General features: G+C 65.2%; 14 protein-coding genes and 1 tRNA gene. 12 read left to right on the top strand and 3 right to left on the bottom strand.

The window, feature by feature from the left end:
- Complete coding sequence (locus tag XH91_RS18560; RefSeq protein ID WP_128951903.1) at positions 1-1,314, bottom strand: NAD(P)/FAD-dependent oxidoreductase; 1,314 nt, start codon at positions 1,312-1,314, stop codon at positions 1-3.
- 500 nt (positions 1,315-1,814) lie between these two features.
- Between XH91_RS18560 and XH91_RS18555 the strand changes: the two genes are divergently transcribed.
- The 9 genes from XH91_RS18555 to XH91_RS38905 all read left to right on the top strand — a co-directional run bounded on the left by XH91_RS18555 (position 1,815) and on the right by XH91_RS38905 (position 13,825).
- Positions 1,815-3,245 carry an efflux transporter outer membrane subunit gene (locus XH91_RS18555; RefSeq protein WP_430644591.1) on the top strand — a complete coding sequence of 477 codons (1,431 nt, stop codon included), beginning with the start codon at positions 1,815-1,817 and terminating at the stop codon, positions 3,243-3,245.
- A complete protein-coding gene (locus tag XH91_RS18550) occupies positions 3,235-4,647 on the top strand; it encodes an efflux RND transporter periplasmic adaptor subunit (protein WP_128951902.1) in 1,413 nt (470 codons plus the stop codon). The genes XH91_RS18555 and XH91_RS18550 overlap by 11 nt, the downstream gene beginning before the upstream one ends.
- Positions 4,648-4,683: 36 nt before the next feature.
- Positions 4,684-7,830: an efflux RND transporter permease subunit gene (locus XH91_RS18545; RefSeq protein WP_128951901.1), complete on the top strand. Its 3,147-nt coding sequence runs from the start codon at positions 4,684-4,686 to the stop codon at positions 7,828-7,830.
- The gene (locus XH91_RS18540; RefSeq protein ID WP_128951900.1) at positions 7,830-10,934 is read left to right on the top strand and encodes an efflux RND transporter permease subunit; all 3,105 of its coding nucleotides are present in this window, start codon (positions 7,830-7,832) and stop codon (positions 10,932-10,934) included. Before XH91_RS18545 ends, XH91_RS18540 begins: the two co-directional genes overlap by 1 nt.
- A 37-nt stretch (positions 10,935-10,971) precedes the next feature.
- Entirely contained in the window at positions 10,972-11,712 is a 741-nt protein-coding gene (locus XH91_RS18535) for a tRNA-uridine aminocarboxypropyltransferase (RefSeq protein ID WP_128951899.1), read from the top strand.
- A gap of 179 nt (positions 11,713-11,891) precedes the next feature.
- Positions 11,892-12,596 (top strand): ABC transporter permease, encoded by a 705-nt coding sequence (locus XH91_RS18530; RefSeq protein ID WP_245477150.1) that lies wholly within the window; start codon positions 11,892-11,894, stop codon positions 12,594-12,596.
- An 8-nt stretch (positions 12,597-12,604) separates the two neighbouring features.
- Complete coding sequence (locus XH91_RS18525; RefSeq protein WP_128951898.1) at positions 12,605-13,357, top strand: ABC transporter ATP-binding protein; 753 nt, start codon at positions 12,605-12,607, stop codon at positions 13,355-13,357.
- A 56-nt stretch (positions 13,358-13,413) separates the two neighbouring features.
- Positions 13,414-13,487 (top strand) — tRNA-Cys (locus XH91_RS18520).
- A 191-nt stretch (positions 13,488-13,678) separates the two neighbouring features.
- Positions 13,679-13,825 carry a hypothetical protein gene (locus XH91_RS38905; RefSeq protein WP_164933816.1) on the top strand — a complete coding sequence of 49 codons (147 nt, stop codon included), beginning with the start codon at positions 13,679-13,681 and terminating at the stop codon, positions 13,823-13,825.
- Positions 13,826-13,866: 41 nt separating this feature from the next.
- Here XH91_RS38905 and XH91_RS38900 read toward each other — a convergent pair whose 3' ends face one another.
- Positions 13,867-14,073, bottom strand: coding sequence for a hypothetical protein (locus XH91_RS38900; RefSeq protein ID WP_164933817.1), 207 nt, complete (start codon positions 14,071-14,073; stop codon positions 13,867-13,869).
- 268 nt (positions 14,074-14,341) lie between these two features.
- Here XH91_RS38900 and XH91_RS18510 point away from each other — a divergent pair, with 268 nt between their 5' ends.
- The gene (locus XH91_RS18510) at positions 14,342-14,605 is read left to right on the top strand and encodes a hypothetical protein (protein ID WP_128951896.1); all 264 of its coding nucleotides are present in this window, start codon (positions 14,342-14,344) and stop codon (positions 14,603-14,605) included.
- 228 nt (positions 14,606-14,833) lie between these two features.
- Here XH91_RS18510 and XH91_RS18505 read toward each other — a convergent pair whose 3' ends face one another.
- A complete protein-coding gene (locus XH91_RS18505; protein ID WP_164933818.1) occupies positions 14,834-15,976 on the bottom strand; it encodes a transporter substrate-binding domain-containing protein in 1,143 nt (380 codons plus the stop codon).
- A 289-nt stretch (positions 15,977-16,265) separates the two neighbouring features.
- On the opposite strand from XH91_RS18505, the gene XH91_RS18500 reads away from it, so the two are divergent.
- Together XH91_RS18500 and XH91_RS18495 are read left to right on the top strand one after the other, a co-directional pair.
- On the top strand, positions 16,266-17,429 hold the full coding sequence (locus tag XH91_RS18500; protein WP_128951894.1) for a PspA/IM30 family protein: 1,164 nt from the start codon (positions 16,266-16,268) through the stop codon (positions 17,427-17,429).
- A 13-nt stretch (positions 17,430-17,442) separates the two neighbouring features.
- Positions 17,443-18,105 (top strand): OB-fold-containig protein, encoded by a 663-nt coding sequence (locus XH91_RS18495; protein ID WP_128951893.1) that lies wholly within the window; start codon positions 17,443-17,445, stop codon positions 18,103-18,105.
- Positions 18,106-18,107 lie beyond the last annotated feature (2 nt).

Below are 18,107 nucleotides of genomic sequence, written 5' to 3'. Positions count from 1 at the left end.
CTACTCCGCGGCCTCCGCCAGCTCGACGGGAGCCGTGCGCCAGGGCGCGGTCGCCCCGAGCGCCTCGGCCACGCTAAGGCCCGAGCGCAGGCCGTCCTCGTGAAAGCCGTAGCCGGTCCACGCGCCGCAGAACCAGGTGTGCCGCAGCCCCTGGATCTCTGCCAGCCGCTTCTGCGCGGCAAAGGCGGCCGCATTGTACTGCGGATGCTCGCAGAGATATTGGCCAAAGGTGAGCTCGGGCGCGGGTTCGAACGGCGGGTTGAGGCTGACGAACAGCGGCTTGTCGGCATCGATACCCTGGAGCCGGTTCATCCAGTAAGTCACCGCGACGTCGTTCATTGCCGCTCCCTCGCGCTGCCAACGCAGAAAATTCCACGAGGCCCAGGCACGACGGCGCTTTGGCATCAGCCTGGTGTCGCGATGCAGATAGACCTTGTTCGGGGAATAGTTGATGGCTCCGAGGATGTCGCGCTCGCGCGGATCTGCATCCGCCAGCATGGCAAGCGCCTGATCGCTGTGCGCCGCAATCACCACATGGTCGAAGCTCTCGTGCCGGCCGTGGCTGTCACCGACGACGACGCCATGCGCGGTGCGCGTAATCGACGTCACGGCGCAGCCGAGCCGGATGCGGTCGCTGAACGCGGCCTGAAGCTGCCTGACATAGGTCTGGCTGCCGCCCTTGACCGTGCGCCAGACCGGCCGGTCATAGTGCAGCAGGCGATGATTGTCGAAGAAGGCGACGAAGTTCTCGGCGGGGAAATCGAGGATTTCGTCGGCCGGAGCAGACCAGATGGCAGCTCCCATTGGAGCGAGATAGTCGGTCAGCAGCCGCTTGGAGAACTGCCGCTGGTGGAAATAGGCGCCGAGCGTCAGTCCGCTCAAACGGCCGTTGCGGAGGTCGTCGACGCTTTGACGGCCGAATGTCGATATTTCTGTCAGCATCCGCAGGTAGGAGGGGGAGAGAAGATTGCTGGGCTGCGCAAACAGGCCGGCCCCGGTCGCCCACCAATCATTGCCACCACCGCGCCATTCGAAACGACCGCCATCGGCGGACACTGCAAAGCTCATGCAGCTTGCGACCGTCTCGACGCCGAGATGGGCGAACATCGCGGTGAGGTCGGGATAGTTGAGCTCGTTGTAGACGATGAAGCCGATATCAACGGTCACGGGCGTGCCCTGATAGTCGATGGTGACGGTATGGCTGTGGCCGCCGGGTCGCAGCTCGCGGTCGTAGACAGTCACGGGATAGCGCTGGGAAAGCGTCCAGGCCGCCGTGTTGCCGGCAATGCCCGTTCCGATCACCGCGATGCGCATGCGTCAATGTCCCTGCCTCGTGCTGGACAAGCTACGGTGCGTTGCGGCGCGGGTTTCAGTGGAGAGCGGGCCCCGGCGTTGCGTCTTAGGAACAACTGTGGCTGCAATATCACATGAAATCTTTGTAAGCTTGATCGTGTTTCCGAACTTTTCCGGAATCGAAAAACTGCTGCAAGACAGGCATATCTTTCATTCCGATGGCTGGGGCGCGGGCACGGTCCGCTGTGCGTTTCGCAGGTGCGGGACTGTCCCGCAGTTCCGTGCCCGGCTAGTATGGATTTCAGGTTCCGCAGAAAGCATCACGCTGTGAATGAGTTACAGAATGGCCTCCGGCCGCCCGCCCGCGAATCGGCTTGTCCGGCCGCGTCGCGGCGGCGTGCTCTGCCCGGCAGGGGGTGGATGTGACACAGCGGGTTCCGGCCCTCGCCGGGCGGCAATTCCTTGGGCAGATACTTGGGCAGATCCCTGGGCAAGTCCTTGGACAAGTCCTGGGAGGAGCCCTGAGACCGGCATCCCGGACATTGCGAGCCGTCGCGGTCCTGTGCCTGGCTGCGAGCTCGGGCGCCTGCGTGCTGACCCAGGACCTGCCCGATCCCGCGCTCGATGTCCCTGCGCAGTACAAATACGCCGGGAAGGCGGACGTGCCGCCGACGCTGGATTGGTGGCGCGGCTTCCGCTCGGCCGAGCTGACGCAACTGATGGAAGAGGCGCAGACCGTCAATCTCGATATCGCTGCCGCCGTCGCGCGCATCGTCGAGGCGGACGCCCAGGCGCGGCAGGCAGGCGCGGCGCTGTTGCCGAGCCTGTCGGGGAGCGGATCGGAGACCTATTCGCGCACGTCGGGCTCGAGCTCATCCGGCCTCACCAACGGCGGCCGCGAGGTCGTCAATTACTCCTCGTCGCTGAGCGCCAGCTACCAGCTCGATTTCTGGGGCCAGAACCGCGATGCACTGCAAACGGCGGAGGAGACCGCCAAGGCCAACCGTTTCGATCGCGATACCGTCGCGCTGACGACGCTCGCCGCCGTCGCCAACGCCTATTTCCAGGTGTTGGCCTCGCAGGACCGCCTGCGCACCGCCCAGCGCAACATCGCCAGCGCCCAGCGCATCCTCGATGCCATCGGCGAACGCCGCAAGGCCGGGACGGGGACTGATCTCGACGTCGCTCAGCAGGAGAGCGTGCTGGCCAACCAGAAGGCGCTGGTGCCGCCGCTGCGCCAGACCCTCGACCAGAATGCCAACGCGCTCGCGGTGCTGGTGTCGCGCCCGCCGGAGAGCGTGCGGCTTGCCGGCGGTTCGCTGGACCGGATCGCCATTCCGCGCGTCACGCCCGGGCTGCCGTCGGAGCTGCTGACGCAGCGGCCTGATATCCGGCGGCAGGAGGCGCAGCTTGCCTCCGCCACCGCGAATATCGGCAATGCCCGTGCGCAATTCTTCCCGAGCATTCAGCTCACCGGCAACGGCGGCTATCAGAGCTCGGCGCTGTTTTCGCTGTTCCAGCCGCACGCGGCGTTCTTCCAGCTGGTCGGCAGCGCGACCCAGCCGATCTTCGACGGCGGCAAGATCCTCGGCAATTTCGAATATGCCAAGGCGCGGCAGGACGAATTGCTGCAGACCTATCGCAAGACCATCGTTCAGGCCTTCACCGACGTCGACAACGCACTATTTTCAATCAAGCAGACCACGATCAAGCTGCAATTGCAGCGCGACGTGGTCAACGCCTCGCGGCGCGCCTTCGATCTCGCCGAGCAGCAGCTGCGCGCCGGCACGGCCGATATCGTGACCGTGCTCAACACCCAGCTGACGCTGTTCCAGGCCGAAGACACGCTGTCACAGGCACAGCTCGCACGCCTTCTGGCCATCGTCAGCCTGTATCAGGCGCTCGGCGGCGGCTGGGAGCCGCGAATGGAGAAACCGGTCAATGCTCTTTAAGCCGGATACGAAGGACGGCGCGAAAGCAGGGACGGCGAAAAAGTCGCGCGGCCGCGGCTTCGTCATGACCCTGATCACGCTCGCGATCCTCGGCGGGCTCGGCTATCTCGGCTGGACCGTGTGGCATCAGCAACCGCAGCAGGCGGCCGGAGGTCGCGGCCAGCAGCGGCCCGATCTGCCGGTGCCGGTGCTGGCGGCAACGCCGAGGGTCCAGGACGTGCCTGTCTATCTCGACGGCGTCGGCGCCATCCGCGCGCTCAACACGGTCACCGTGCGCTCCCAGGTCGACGGCAAGCTGATCGCGGTGAAATTCACCGAAGGCCAGGACGTCAAGAAGGGCGACGTGCTCGGCGAGATCGATCCGGCGCTCTACCAGGCGACGTATGACCAGGCTGTGGCCAAGAAGGCCCAGGACGAAGCCCAACTCGCCAACCAGCGCATCGACCTGACGCGCTACGAGCAACTCGCCGCCTCCAACGCCGGCTCCAAGCAGCAGGCCGACACCCAGCGTGCGGCGGTCGCGCAGACCGAGGCGCTGGTCAAGGCCGACCAGGCCGCGATCGACAATGCGGCGGCAACGCTGAGCTACACCAAGATCGTGGCTCCGCTGTCGGGCCGCGTCGGTCTGCGCCAGGTCGACCAGGGTAACATCATCCACGCCTCCGACACCACCGGCCTCGTCGTCATCACGCAATTGCAGCCGATCGCGGTGTGGTTCAGCCTGCCGCAGCAGCAGATCATGCGGGTGAACGCGGCCGCGGCAAAAGGCGCGCTGGCGGTCGACGTGTTCGGCAATGACGGCGTCACCGTGATCGACACCGGCAAGCTCACGGGCATCGACAACCAGGTCGATCAGACCACGGGTACGCTGAGGCTCAAGGCGGAATTCCCGAACGCGAATTACCAGCTCTGGCCCGGCCAGTTCGTCAATGTCCGCCTCAAGGTCGAAACGCTGAACCAGGCGCTGGTGGTGCCGACGTCTGCCGTGCAGCGCGGACCGATCGGCACGTTCAGCTATGTCATCGGCGAGGGCGACATCGTCTCGGCCAAGCCGGTGACGGTGACGCAGCAGAATGAGCATGACGCGGTCATCGCGAGCGGCCTGACGGCGAGCGACAAGGTGGTCACCACGGGCTTCGCCAACCTGTCCGACGGCTCCAAGGTCATCATCGGCCGCGACGAGCAGACGCCGTCGGCCGACCTCGCTCCGCGCAAGCGCACGCGCGCTCCGCAAGCTGACGCGAAGGGCGGTCAGGCCAAAGATGGCCAGAAGGGCGGACAAGGCAAGGACGGCGAATTCCGCGCCAAGCGGAAGAGCAGCGAGGGCGACCAGAAGGGCCAGACCGGGCCTGCGCCGGGGCCGGGGGCTCAACCATCCGGATCTGGAGCCAAGCAGCCATGATCCCGGCAACAGCCGCCTGAGCGGCAGGCGCATCCCATGGGCGTCTCTGAACCCTTCATCCGTCGTCCGATCGCAACGTCGCTGCTTGGCATCGCGCTGCTGATTGGCGGCGTGCTCGGCTATTTCGCGCTGCCGGTCTCGGCGCTGCCGCAGGTCGACTTTCCGACCGTGCAGGTGTCGACCCAGCTGCCGGGCGCCAGCCCCGACGTGATCGCCTCATTGATCACCGCGCCGCTGGAGCGGCAGCTCGGCCAGATCCCGTCGCTGACGGCGATGAACTCGACGAGTTCGTTCGGCGTCAGCCAGATCTCGCTCCAGTTCGATCTCAACCGCGACATCGACGGTGCGACCCAGGACGTGCAGGCCGCGATCAATGCCGCCGCCGGCGTCCTGCCAAAGACGCTGCCTTATCCACCGACTTACGCCAAGGTGAATCCGGCGGACGCGCCAGTGATGACGCTGGCGCTGCGTTCGGACACCATCTCGCTGCGGGCGATGAGCGACATCGCCGACACGCTGCTGGCGCAACGGCTCAGCCAGATCTCCGGCGTCGGCCGCGTCTCCGTGCTCGGCGGGCTGAAGCCGGCCGTGCGCATCCAGGCGGATCTGGCGCGGCTTGCCGCCTACGGCATCGCCATGGAGGACTTGCGCGCCGCCATCGCGAACGCCAACGTCTCGGGTCCGAAGGGCTCGCTCGACGGCGCCCAGCAGGCCTACATCATCGCGGCCAACGACCAGATCGCCGCCGCCGACGCCTACCGACCGATTATCATCGCCTATCGCAACGGCTCGCCCGTGACGATCGGCGACGTCGCGCAGATCGTCGATGGGCTCGAGAACGACCGCACCGGCGGCTGGTACCAGGGCACGCCGGCCGTGATCATCGACATCCAGCGCCAGCCCGGCGCCAATGTCATCGACGTCGTCAAGCAGATCCGTGCCGAGATCCCGAAGGTGCAACGTGCGATTCCGGCCGGCGTCAAACTGACGATCGTCTCCGACCGCACCGTCACCATTCGCGCTTCGGTCCATGACGTGCAGTTCACGCTCGTGCTTGCCGTTGTGCTGGTAACCCTGGTCGTGCTGCTGTTCTTGCGCTCGCTGCGCGCAACCGTGATTGCCGGCGTCGCGTTGCCGCTGTCGCTGATCACGAGCTTCGGCATCATGTATTTCGCCGGCTTCAGCCTCGACAATCTGTCGCTGATGGCGTTGACGATCGGCACCGGCTTCGTCGTCGACGATGCCATCGTCATGATCGAGAATATCGTCCGCCACATGGAGAATGGCGACAACGCGATGACGGCCTCGCTCAAGGGCGCCAGCGAAATCGGCTTCACCGTGATTTCGCTGACGGTGTCGCTGATTGCGGTGTTCATCCCGCTGCTGTTCATGTCTGGCCTCGTGGGACGCATGTTCCGCGAATTCGCGCTGACCTTGACCATCGCGGTCGTGACCTCGGCGGTGGTCTCGCTGACGCTGACGCCGATGATGTGCTCGCGGCTGCTCAAGCACGCCCATGAGGAGCTCGCGATTCCGGGCCTCGCCGCCGTCAGCCGCTTCATCGACCGCACGGTCGAATCCTATCACCGCACGCTGCTCGTGGTTTTGCGGCACCAGCGCACCACGCTGGTCGTGACTTTTGTCACGCTGGCCGCAACTCTCGTTCTCTATGTGGTCGCGCCAAAGGGGTTTTTGCCGCTGCAGGACACCGCCTCGATCACGGCCGTGACCGAAGCCGGGCCTGACGTGTCGTTTGCCGAGATGCAGAAGCGTCAAACCGATGCCGCCGACGCCATCAAGGCCGATCCTGACGTCACGGGCGTGGTCTCGGTGATCGGCGCGGGTTCGGTCAATCCGACCACCAATGTCGGGCGCCTGGTCATGACCTTGAAGCCGCGCGGCGAGCGACGCGACGATGTCGGCGTGGTCATTGCGCGGTTGAAGGAGAAGGTCTCCGGCATTCCCGGCATGACCGTCTATTTCCAGCCGGTGCAGGACGTGCAGATCTCGACCCAGTCGAGCCGCTCGCAGTACCAGTACACGCTGACCGGCACCGACGCGGCGCTGGTGTCGGAATGGGCGAAGAAGCTCGTCGACGAGATGCGGCACGATCCCTTGTTCCGCGACGTCTCCTCGGAAGCCCAGGAAGGTGGCCTGCGCGCGCAGCTGGAGGTCGACCGCACCCGCGCCGGCCAGCTCGGCGTCAGCCTGCAAGCCATCACCGACACGCTCAACGACGCTTTTGCCCAAAGGCAGATCTCGACCATCTACGGCCAGGCCAACCAGTACCGCGTGGTGCTGGAGGCGCTGCCGATGTACCAGCGCGATCCCTCGATCCTGTCGAAGCTGTATCTACCGGGCGGCGCCAGCGCGACCGCCGGCGCGCCCAACGCGCAAGTGCCGCTCGACGCGGTGGCGACCTTGAAGCGTACCACGGCGCCGCTGGCGATCTCGCACCAGGCGCAATTCCCGGCGATCTCGCTCAGTTTCAACCTCGCGCCGGGAGCTGCGCTCGGCGACGCCGTCGAGGCGGTGAAAGCGATCGAAACCCGGATCGAGATGCCCAATAGCATCGTCGGCGTCTATGCCGGCGACGCCGCCGAATTCGCCAAAGCGCTGGCCGGCCAGCCCTGGCTGCTGCTCGCCGCGGTGATCACGATCTACATCGTGCTGGGCGTGCTCTATGAGAGCTACATCCACCCGATCACGATCCTCTCGACGCTGCCCTCGGCCGGCGTCGGCGCCATCCTGGCGCTGATGCTGTTTGGGCAGGACCTCTCGGTGATCGGCCTGATCGGCATCATCCTCCTGATGGGCATCGTCAAGAAGAACGCGATCATGATGATCGACTTCGCGCTCGAAGCCGAGCGCGGGCAGGGCATGCCGGCCCACGAAGCCATCGTGCAGGCCTGCCTGTTGCGCTTTCGCCCGATCATGATGACGACGCTGGCAGCTCTGTTCGGCGCGCTGCCGCTGGCGATCGAGAGCGGCACCGGCGCCGAGCTGCGCTTTCCGCTCGGCATCTCCATCATCGGCGGCCTGCTGCTGAGCCAGCTGCTGACGCTCTACACCACGCCCGTGATCTATCTCGCGCTCGACCGCATCAACCGCCGCCTCGAGCAGGCGCTGCCGCCGCCCGAGCCCGAGGCGCCGACGGCCGGCGCGACCGAGGGGATGCAGTGATGGCATCGATCTCGGAGCCCTTCATCCGCCGCCCCGTCGCGACCACACTGCTGTCGATCGGGCTGTTCCTGCTGGGAGCCGTCGCCTACGAGTTTCTCCCCGTCGCCTCGGTCCCGAACGTCGACTTCCCCGCCATCTTCGTCTCGGCAAGCCGGCCCGGCGCCGACCCGTCGGTGATGGCCGCGACCGTGGCTGCGCCGCTGGAACGGCGGCTCGGAGAGATCGCGGGGATCAACCAGATCACGTCGACGTCGTCGCTCGGCACCGCGAACATCCAGCTCCAGTTCGACATCGGTCGTAACATCGACAAGGCGGCGCGCGACGTGCAGGCCGCCATCAATGCGGCTCTCGTCGACCTGCCCAGCGACCTGCCGGCGCTGCCGCGCTTTCGCAAGGCCAACACGGCCGGCGCACCGGTCTTCGTGCTGGCGCTGACCTCCAGGACGCTGTCCGCCAGCGCGATCTACGACGTCGCCGATACCGTGCTGGCGCAGCGCATCTCGCAGGTGCCCGGCGTCGGCGACGTGACGGTGTCAGGCGCCGACCAGCCTGCGGTTCGGATCCAACTCAACCCGGTGGCACTGTCGAATGCGGGGATAGCGACCGACGACGTGCGCACCGCGATCGTCAACGCCAACCCGCTTGGTCCCGTCGGAATCTTCAACGGCGAGCGCCAGAGCGAGACGCTGTCGCTGAACAGGCAGATGCGCACGGCGCAGGAATTCCGCGACATCGTCATCAAGAGCTCGAACGGCAATTTCGTCCGCCTTTCCGACGTCGCCGACATCGAGGACAGCGTCCGCAACGCGCGCTCGATCGCCTGGTTCAACAAGCAACCGGCGGTGCTGATCCAGATCACCAAGCAGGGCGATGCCAACGTCATCGACACGGTCGACCGGGTCAAGGCGCTGATCCCCGCGCTGAAGCAGTGGATCCCGGCCGGTGTCGACGTCTCCACCCTGGTCGATCGCACCTCGACGATCCGCGCCAGCGTGATGGACATGCAGTGGACGCTGCTCGCGACCGCCGTGCTGGTGATGGTCGTGGTGTTCGTGTTCCTGCGCCGCCTGACGCCGACGATTGCCGCCGGCATATCGGTGCCGCTGGCGCTGGCCGGCACCTGCGCCGGCATGTGGGTCGCAGGTTTCTCGATCGACAATCTGTCGCTGATGGCGCTCGCGATCTCGGTCGGCTTCGTGGTCGACGACGCCATCGTCATGATCGAGAACATGTTCCGCAATCTCGAGCACGGCATGCGGCCGATGCAGGCGGCGCTCGTGGGCGCCAAGCAGATCGGCTTCACGGTGGTTTCGATCAGCCTGTCGCTGATCGCGGCGTTCACGCCGCTGATCTTCATGGACGGTATCGTCGGCCGCCTGCTGCGCGAATTCTCGCTGACGCTGACCTTCGCGATCGTCGTGTCGACCCTGGTGTCGCTGACGGTCACGCCGATGATCTGCGCGCATTATGTCAAGCAGACCACCTCGGAGTCCGCCACGCTGTTCGATCGCCTGATCGAAGGCTCGCTGTCGCGCATCGTCGCGTTCTACGCCCGCACCCTGCGGGCGGTGCTCGAATTCCCATTGCTGACGCTGCTGGTGTTCTTCGCCACCATCGGCCTGACGGTGGTGCTCTATGCCAAGGTGCCCAAGGGTTATTTCCCGACGGACGATTCCGGCTTCGTTATCGGTGCGACACGGGCCTCGGCGGACATCTCGTTCCAGTCGATGCTGACGCTCCAGCAAAGGCTGGCCGACATCGTGATGCAGGACCCGGCTGTGGCCGGCATCGGTTCGACCGTAGGGGGCGGAGCCGGGCCGGGAGGCGCGACCTCGAACCGCGGCGTCATGTATATCAGCCTGAAGCCGCCCGAGGAGCGCGACCACGTCTCGACCCAGGTCGTGATCGATCGTCTCCGGAAGGCGTTGTTCCCCGTACCGGGCATTCGCCTGTTCATGTTCGCCGCGCAGGATGTCCGCGCCGGCGGCCGGCAGAGCGATTCCAATTACCAGTACACGCTCTCGAGCACCGACCTCGACCTGCTGCAGAAATGGGCGCCGATCGTGGCCAAGCGCATGGAGACGGTCGAGGGCATCACCGACATTTCGAGCGACCGCGATCCCGGCGGACTTCAGCTCACATTGAACATCGATCGCCAGAAGGCTGCAGCGCTCGGCGTCAAGGTTCAGGACATCGACAATGCCTTGAACAACGCCTTCTCGCAGCGCCAGATCTCGATCATCTACACCCAGCGCAACCAGTACATGACCGTGCTGGAGATCGATCCGAAATTCCAGGTCGATCCGTCCAATCTCGAGCGGATCTATGTCGCGGGTGCGGGCGACGTGCAGGTGCCGCTTTCGGCGGTGGTCCACGCGACACGCGGGCTTGCCGCGCTCGCGGTCTATCATTCGCAGTCGGTCCCTTCGACCACAGTGTCGTTCAACACGTTGCCCGGCGTCGAGCTCCAGGCCGCCACGCAGAACATCCAGCGTGCGGTCGATGAATTGCACATGCCCGAGGGCATCCGCGGCAGCTTTGACGGCAATGCCGGCGATTTCGCCAAGACCAGCGGCCGCCAGCCGCTCTTGATCCTCGGCGCGCTGGTGGCGATGTATATCGTGCTCGGGGTGCTCTACGAGAGCCTCGCCCATCCGCTCACGATCATCTCGACGCTGCCCTCGGCCGGCCTCGGCGCGCTGCTGGCGCTGCAGATCACCAACACGCCGCTGACGGTGATCGCCTTTGTCGGCATCATCCTCCTGATCGGCATCGTCAAGAAGAACGGCATCATGATGGTCGACTTTGCGCTCGACGCCGAGCGCCAGCGCGGCCTGTCCTCGGCGGAGGCGATCTTCGAGGCCTGCCAGGCGCGTTTCCGCCCGATCCTGATGACGACCATGGCGGCGCTGTTCGCCGGCATTCCGCTTGTTGTCGCGACCGGGCCAGGCACGGAGCTGCGCCGCCCGCTCGGCATCACCATCATCGGCGGCCTGTTCGTCTCGCAGGTCCTGACGCTCTACACCACGCCCGTGATTTACCTGCTGATTGACCGCCTGCGTCGGCGGTCCGAGCCGCAGCCGCTGGCCGCCCCGGCGGAATAGGTTGTTGAACCGCCGTGCGGAGCGTATAGCGGCGGTCATGTCGAACCCAGCCGAGACCGCGGCCACAGCGCCTGAGCCGATCCCTGAATGCCCGCACTGCCAGAAGCCGATGCCGCTCTGCATCTGCGACAGTGTCACCCCGATCGAGAACAAGCTGTCGCTCCTTATCCTGCAGCATCCGCAGGAGCAGGACAGGGCGCTCGGCACTGCGCGACTGCTGGCGAAGCATTTCGCTGATGCGACCGTGAAGGTCGGCCTGTCCTGGCCGAGCCTGTCCAAGGCGCTCGGCCATCCCATCGAGAACGCCTCGCATTGGGCTGTGCTCTATCTCGGCTCGGCGCGCGCGGCTGACCTCGACGTGGAGGGCGAGATCGTCGCGCTCAACCGCAAGGGCGAGGTCGCGGAGAACCAGCGTGCCATCTTCAACAAGCTCGAAGGCGTGGTGCTGCTCGACGGCACCTGGAGCCAGGCGAAGGCGCTGTGGTGGCGCAATCCCTGGATGCTGAAATGCCAGCGCATCATCCTCAACCCGAAACATCCGTCGCGCTATGGTCGCCTGCGCAAGGAGCCGCGCAAGGATGGACTATCGACCATCGAGGCCGCGGCCACGCTGCTGGCGGGGCTCGAGCGGCGCCCCGACATCGCCGAGACGCTGAACGCCAGTTTTGAACGGCTGTTGACACGCTACCGCGAAGTTCAGGCCGAGATGCCGGACCTGGCGCCGAAGCCGGCGCCAAAGGGCCGCCGGCGCGATTTCCGCCGCGGCAAACGGTCATGACGTCAGGCCGACGTCCCTTCAACGGTTGATTGCCCTGCAATGAACGGGCAGATACAGACCGCCGGTCGACCGGTCCGGAGCCAGAAGGGGGCAGCCGAATTCTGAGCGCAGCGAAGGAGATCCTGGCCCAGGCCGCGCAGTTCGATCGTTGGGGCACGCTCGCCCTGATGGACATCTCGTTGCGTTACCGACGAACCGTGATCGGACCGCTCTGGATCACGCTGACGCTGGCAGCGACCATCGCAAGCGTCGGCACGGTCTATGCCGCGCTGTTCAAGCAGGACATCGCTGCTTTCCTGCCGCCTTTCGCGGTCGGTCTGATCGTCTGGACGCTGATCGCGACCACGCTCCAGGAAGGCGCCAACGTCTTCGTGGCCTCCGGCCATCTGATCAAGGCCGTGCCGGCACCGCTGATCGTGCACGTGCTGCAGATGATCGCGCGCAACGTCCTCATCTTCGCCCATCATCTCCTGATCGTCGTCATGCTCCATGTCGCGATGCCCTGGCCGCTACGCTCGACCATGCTGCTCGCGCTGCCCGGCTTTGCGCTTCTGCTGATCGTTCTTCTCGGCGGCGCAGTCGCGCTCGGTGTGCTCTGCGCGCGCTTTCGCGACATTGGATCTGCCATCGTGAGCGGCCTGCAATTTGTTTTCTTCCTCACCCCCGTGATCTGGACCGAGGACAGCGTGCGCGGCACCGCGCTCGCCTGGCTGACATGGGTCAATCCGTTTACGACGCTGCTCGATCTCGTGCGCAAGCCGCTATTGTCGCAGCCGATAGACGCGGCGCATTGGCTGCTGGGCATCGCGTACGCGCTCACTGCGGCGGCCATCGGGCTCGGCTGCTACGCAAGATACCGCCGCCGCGTGGCGTATTGGCTGTGAGGCGCGGGATGAGCCCCCAAGCCCACATCATGCTGCGCAATGTCTCGGTGACGTTCCCGGTACTCTCGTTCCGCGATCGCTCGCTGCGCAGCCGCTTCGTTCGCGCCGTGACGCTGCGCCGTGCGGCAGCGCGTCCACACATCGTCACGGCGCTTGACGGCATCGACCTCGATATCCGTGCGGGGGATCGCCTCGCCATCGTCGGCGCCAATGGCGCCGGCAAGACCACGCTCTTGCGGGTTCTCGCCGGCATCTACCATCCGACCGCCGGTAGCCTCGACGTGCTCGGCCGCCGCCTCTCGCTGTTCGACCTCTCGGCCGGCTTCGACGAGGAGGCGACCGGTTACGAGAACATCATGCGCCGCGGCCTCGTGATCGGCGCACGGCGCATCGAGATCGACGCGCGGCGCGCCGAGATCGCCGAGTTCACCGAGCTCGGCGATCGGCTCGACCTGCCGCTGCGCACCTACTCCAGCGGCATGATGCTGCGCCTGATCTTCGCGGTCGCCACCGCCGTGGAAGGCGAGATCGTGCTGCTCGACGAATGGATCGGCGTCGGCGACCAGCAGTTCCGGAAGAAAGCCAGGCTGCGACTCGATGAGATCGTGGCCCGCGCCGGCATCCTGGTGCTGGCCTCGCACGATCTCGATCTGATCAAGAGCACCTGCAACCGCGCCATCCTGCTGGAACAGGGGCGGATCGTGGTATCAGGCACGACGGAGGAGGTTCTCGCCCGATACCTCGGGGCCGCGAAGGTGTAACTGCCCCGTCGGGGTTGCCTAAGCCGTTGATCCCCTATATTGCTCCGCCCTTACGGGGCCACGTGGCGGAGTGGTTACGCGCCGGTCTGCAAAACCGTTTACTCGGGTTCGAGTCCCGACGTGGCCTCCATCATCAAGCTTCTGATATTTCATCATAAATTTTGATGTCGTGCCGGTCCGTGAAAGACGCGGACAGCGCCGCCGCGAGCCGCGCCCACCGGGTTTGCCCGGGGCTTGTTGGAAACCCTCGATTCAGGCCCGATGGCATAAACTTCGCATCTGCGAAGGGATCAGTCCCATCCATCGAGCGCTGGAGCACACGTGGGCGAGATCGTCCGGTTTATCCCGAAATCCGAGCTGGAGAGGGCTCGCCTCATTGCCGAGGCGCGCGCGATCTATGACAGCATCTTCCCGCCGGCGGCACCCGACAGGGCGCAGCAGGACGACGAGGACAGCGTCAAGAATTGATCGGAGGCTAGTGGCCGGCCGTCAGGCTCGGCCGGAGGGTCTCAGCAGGCGGCGTACCAGCCGTCCGGAAAGGGCAGCAGGGGCCAGGCGCCCTCATTGTCGTTCGCGGCCTTGAGCGCGGTTTTGCCCGCCGCGTCGAAGCTCCACGAACGGGGCACGAAGTCCTCCTCCGGCGCGGCTGCGAAATTGTCGTGAATCATGGCGTCCCGGACGGCATCCAGCATCAAATTGAATTCGGCTTCGCTCATCACACCCTCCGGAACGCGGATGGCGCACTGTCGCAAAGCCGGTTTGTTTCCCGATTGATCCGATCGTTCGCATTTTAACGATCGGGCGATCGGGATCGATTTGGTTAGCGATTTCTGAAAAGTCCCCAGAAAGCCCCGATGGAACTCTAGGCGGCTCCAGGCGGCGGCAAGTGTGAAGGAGATCACATCCCCCGCGATTTATTCCTCCTACCTCTTTGCCCACACCGGCCAAGGCGGCCGGGCGGGCAGGGTAGACAGGAGACCGGTCATGAAGGCGAGGTTCTTGCGGTTTGCGGGTGTGAGAAGCCGGGCGCGTCGCGCTTCCACACTCGGCCTGTTCCTGACGTTGTTTGCATCCACCGCGGACGCGCAGCAGGGCACAGCGGAGCAGCGCCGGGCCTGCACCCCCGACGTCTACCGGCTCTGCGCCGGCGAAATCCCCAACGTGCGTGCGATCACCGCGTGCCTGCGCCGCAACCGCTCGAGCCTGAGCGAGGCCTGCCGCAGCGTGTTCGACCAGGCCGGAGGCTGACGATCTCCCTGTGGATTTGTGCGCAGCAAGTACTTTGCGACTCCTGCACAAATCCTTCGGGCGATGACTGTGGATATGCTGCGGACAAGCTGTTGAATGGCTGATATCCGACGCAGACCCGGAAGGGCTTCGAATCATATCTGACAGATTCATGACGTAGATACGCTTTGCAGCGAAATCATCTGATTTGCACGCCGTCGAATGACGGGATCCCGGTTCGCTGATCGACTAGCGCTTGCCGAACCATTCCTCGTAGATCCGCTGGTAGGTATCGTTCTCGCGCAGTCCCAGAAGGGCTTCGTTGACCTGCTTGCGCAATGGACTGCCGGTGGGAAAGACGATGCCGTAGTCTTCCCTGTGAAACACGTCACCAACGGTCCGCGCCAATCTGCTGCCGTCGTGCGTGGTGTAGTAGAGCAGGGCGGGCGCATCGAACACGACGGCGTCGACCTGCCGGTCCAGCAGCGCCTTGTAGAGGTCATCGACCTTCTCGAACTCGCGAACCTGTGCCTTGAGCTCGTTCAGATAGGCCGTTGCCGTGCTACCCCTCGTGGTGCCGACGGTCTTGCCGACAAGGTCCTGCTGGTTATTGATCGGCCCCTTGATCTGCTGCACCGTCAATGAAGCCGTCAGCTGCGCCGTATAGAACGCGACGAACACCACGCCCGTGAACATCCACAGCACGGCCACGATGCGAGCCATCCAGTGCCGCGGCATCTGATCGGCCTGGGTGGCCAGCGTGCCCGCCGCCCAGAACATCGCATGGAAAATGCCGGGGAAATATTGTTTGGTTGGAATGATGCCGCTGTGATGCGTGCGTTCGACCAGGAACATCAGATGCGCCGGCACGAGGATCAGGAGCAGCGCAATGCCGAGCCAGACCAGCAGGGTGCGCGAGAAGAACAATTGCATCAGCTCGCGCAGCGGATTGGCTTCGACATTGACGGCCGTGCCGCGTACCAGGATTTGCAAGCCTGAGTTCATGATCGGCTGAGAGAAGTCGAACCTGTCCTCTCGCTCCGACGTGACCGAGATCGCTGCGATGGCGAGATCGGCGCGTCCGCTTGCCACCGCGTCGAGCAATTCGCTCACATCGGGCAACACGACATATTCGGTCTCGCGGTTCAGTCGTTTGCCGATGCTGTTCCAGAGTTCGATGCTGAAGCCGCCCAGCACGCCGTTCTTTTCGACCACCATGGGCGGCACGATGCGGGTCGCGACACGCAGCTTGGCGGTCTCGGCCTGAGCCGCCGACCACGCCACGGAGATGAACATTGTCAACACCAGCCAGTACACGATCCTGACTGCGAGCGCCCACGGCAGCCGGGCGGTTCGAGCGCGAGAGCCGGTCGCCTGATGCGGAGGAGCCATCGATGGTTGTCCGGTCGGAGCTGAGCGCTTCTGGATAACGTGAATCGGAACGCCGACCATTCGATTAACAGTCGGATGATCCGTCGGGGAAGTGGGTGAGCTAATCGGCTTCCGATTTTCCATCAAACTGCAACCCGCGCGTGCAAGAAGTCTTGATCGGCGGTGATCTGGGAGTGACGGCCCTGCCTTGAACGCGGCCCCCGGCGACGGCGACTAACCCATAGAGTGCATCAGGATCAGTGGAACGTGATCGAGTTCTCCCCTTGTAAAGCACCAAAATGGTGCTTTAGTGCTTTCCATGAGCCCGTCGCCCCGAAACGCGCCATCGGCGCTTCGATACAGGCTTGCCCCTGACCCGGCCGCCAAGGCCGCCATGGAGGCGACGTTCCAGGCCTATGACCGGATGATGGAGATCCTCGATGAGGTCGCGCGGACCCACAATGTGGGCTCCAACGTCGTGCTGCTGCACGCCCATGCCTATGAGCCGATCCGGAAAGAGACTGCGCTGCCGTCGCGGCTGGTGACGCTGGGCCTGCGCGACCGGGCCGAGTATCGCGCGGCGTATGGCCGCCGCCTGCCGCTCGATGACAAGCTCGCCAAGATCAAGGGGCCGGCCACCATTTCGATTTCCACCGTGCAGGGGCGCTTCAGCGTGCCCTTCGACTACGTCGGCTACGCGGAGGGCTGGGGCCAGAGCGTGCCCGCGCACCTGATCCGCACCGACGACGGTTTCGAGGTTCACTACGGCGTCACGCCGAACAGTCTGCCAGAGGAGGAGAACGCCATGGATACCATCGCAGCCGCTCCCGAGAATTTCCTGTCCCGGGTCGGACGTCTGATCGCCGGCATCGCCTATGACGCGATCGAGCAGGCGGAAGGTAACAACAAGCTGAAAGTGGTCGGCCAGGCCATTCGCGAGATCGAGCGCGCCGAGAGCGAGGCCCGCGATGCGCTCGCCGCCGCGCGCGCCGAGGAATACCGCCTCAACGCCCGCCGCACCGAGATCGAACGCGAGATGACTGACCTCGCCGCCAAGATCGAGGGCGCGATCACCGACGGTCGCGACGATCTCGCCCGTGCCGGCATCGCCCGGCAGATGGATCTTGAGGCACAGTTCGAGGTGCTGTCCCGCGCCATCGACGAGAACAACGAGAAGATCGAGCAATGCGTGACGTCGCTGCGCGCCGTGCTCTCGGCGCTGCAGGATGCCGAGCAGCGCCGCGTCGATCTCGCAAAGAGCGAGGCCGAAGCAAGCCACCAGGCCTCGCATTCGCCCCGCAAGCGCGGCGGCACGTCGGCTGCGGCGAAGGCGTTGCGTGCCGGCCGGGCGGTGGCGCGCGTCACCGGCGTGCCGGCGGGCATTCCGTATTCGAGCGACATCGACGAGCTCAGCGCGCTCCATCGCGACAAGGAGATTGCGGCCAGGCTCGCGCGGTTGAAGTCGCGCTCCTGACGAGTATCGTGTCATGAGCGCATTGCTCGAACACGTCATGTCGCCCGAGGTCCGGCCGTTCGCGATCACGGCGGCCATGATCCTCATCGTCGGCACGCTCGAAGTGGTCACGATGCTGGTCGGGGCCTCCTTGAGCGAGATGCTCGGCACCAGCATCGATTTCAGCCATCCCAGCGACAATGGTGTGATCAACGCCATCTCCTGGATCAATGTCGGCGGCGTGCCGCTCTTGATCTTCCTGCTGCTGGCGCTGGGGGCTTTCTCGATCACCGGCTTCCTCATCCAGGACGTTGCCCGGATGGTGGCCGGGCCCTTGCCGGCCGGTCTCGCCTCGCTTGCGGCGGTCGGCGTCTCGATCCCGCTGGTCCGCGGAATGAGCCGGGGCATCGCCCGGATCATTCCGAAGGATGAAAGCTACGCGATCGGCCTCGGCGATCTCGTCGGCCGCGTCGGCGAGGTGGTCGTCGGCCCGCTCGACCAGGGCCCGCCCGGGCGCGTCAGCGTCGCCGATATCCACGGCAACCGCCACTTCGTCTCCGCGGTGGCCGCTCCCAGTTCTTCGCCTCTGCCGCAGGGCACGCTCGTGCTGCTGGTCGATCGCATCGATACCCGCTTCGTGGCTGTCAGGGCCGACGATGAACTAAAACCGACCAAACCCGCTCTAAGCAGCAGCTAGGT

It is taken from the genome of Bradyrhizobium guangzhouense (assembly GCF_004114955.1).
Taxonomy (GTDB): Bacteria; Pseudomonadota; Alphaproteobacteria; order Rhizobiales; family Xanthobacteraceae; genus Bradyrhizobium; species Bradyrhizobium guangzhouense.
Note: the sequence above shows the minus strand (reverse complement) of the source record. Positions and strands in the feature narration are given on the sequence as shown.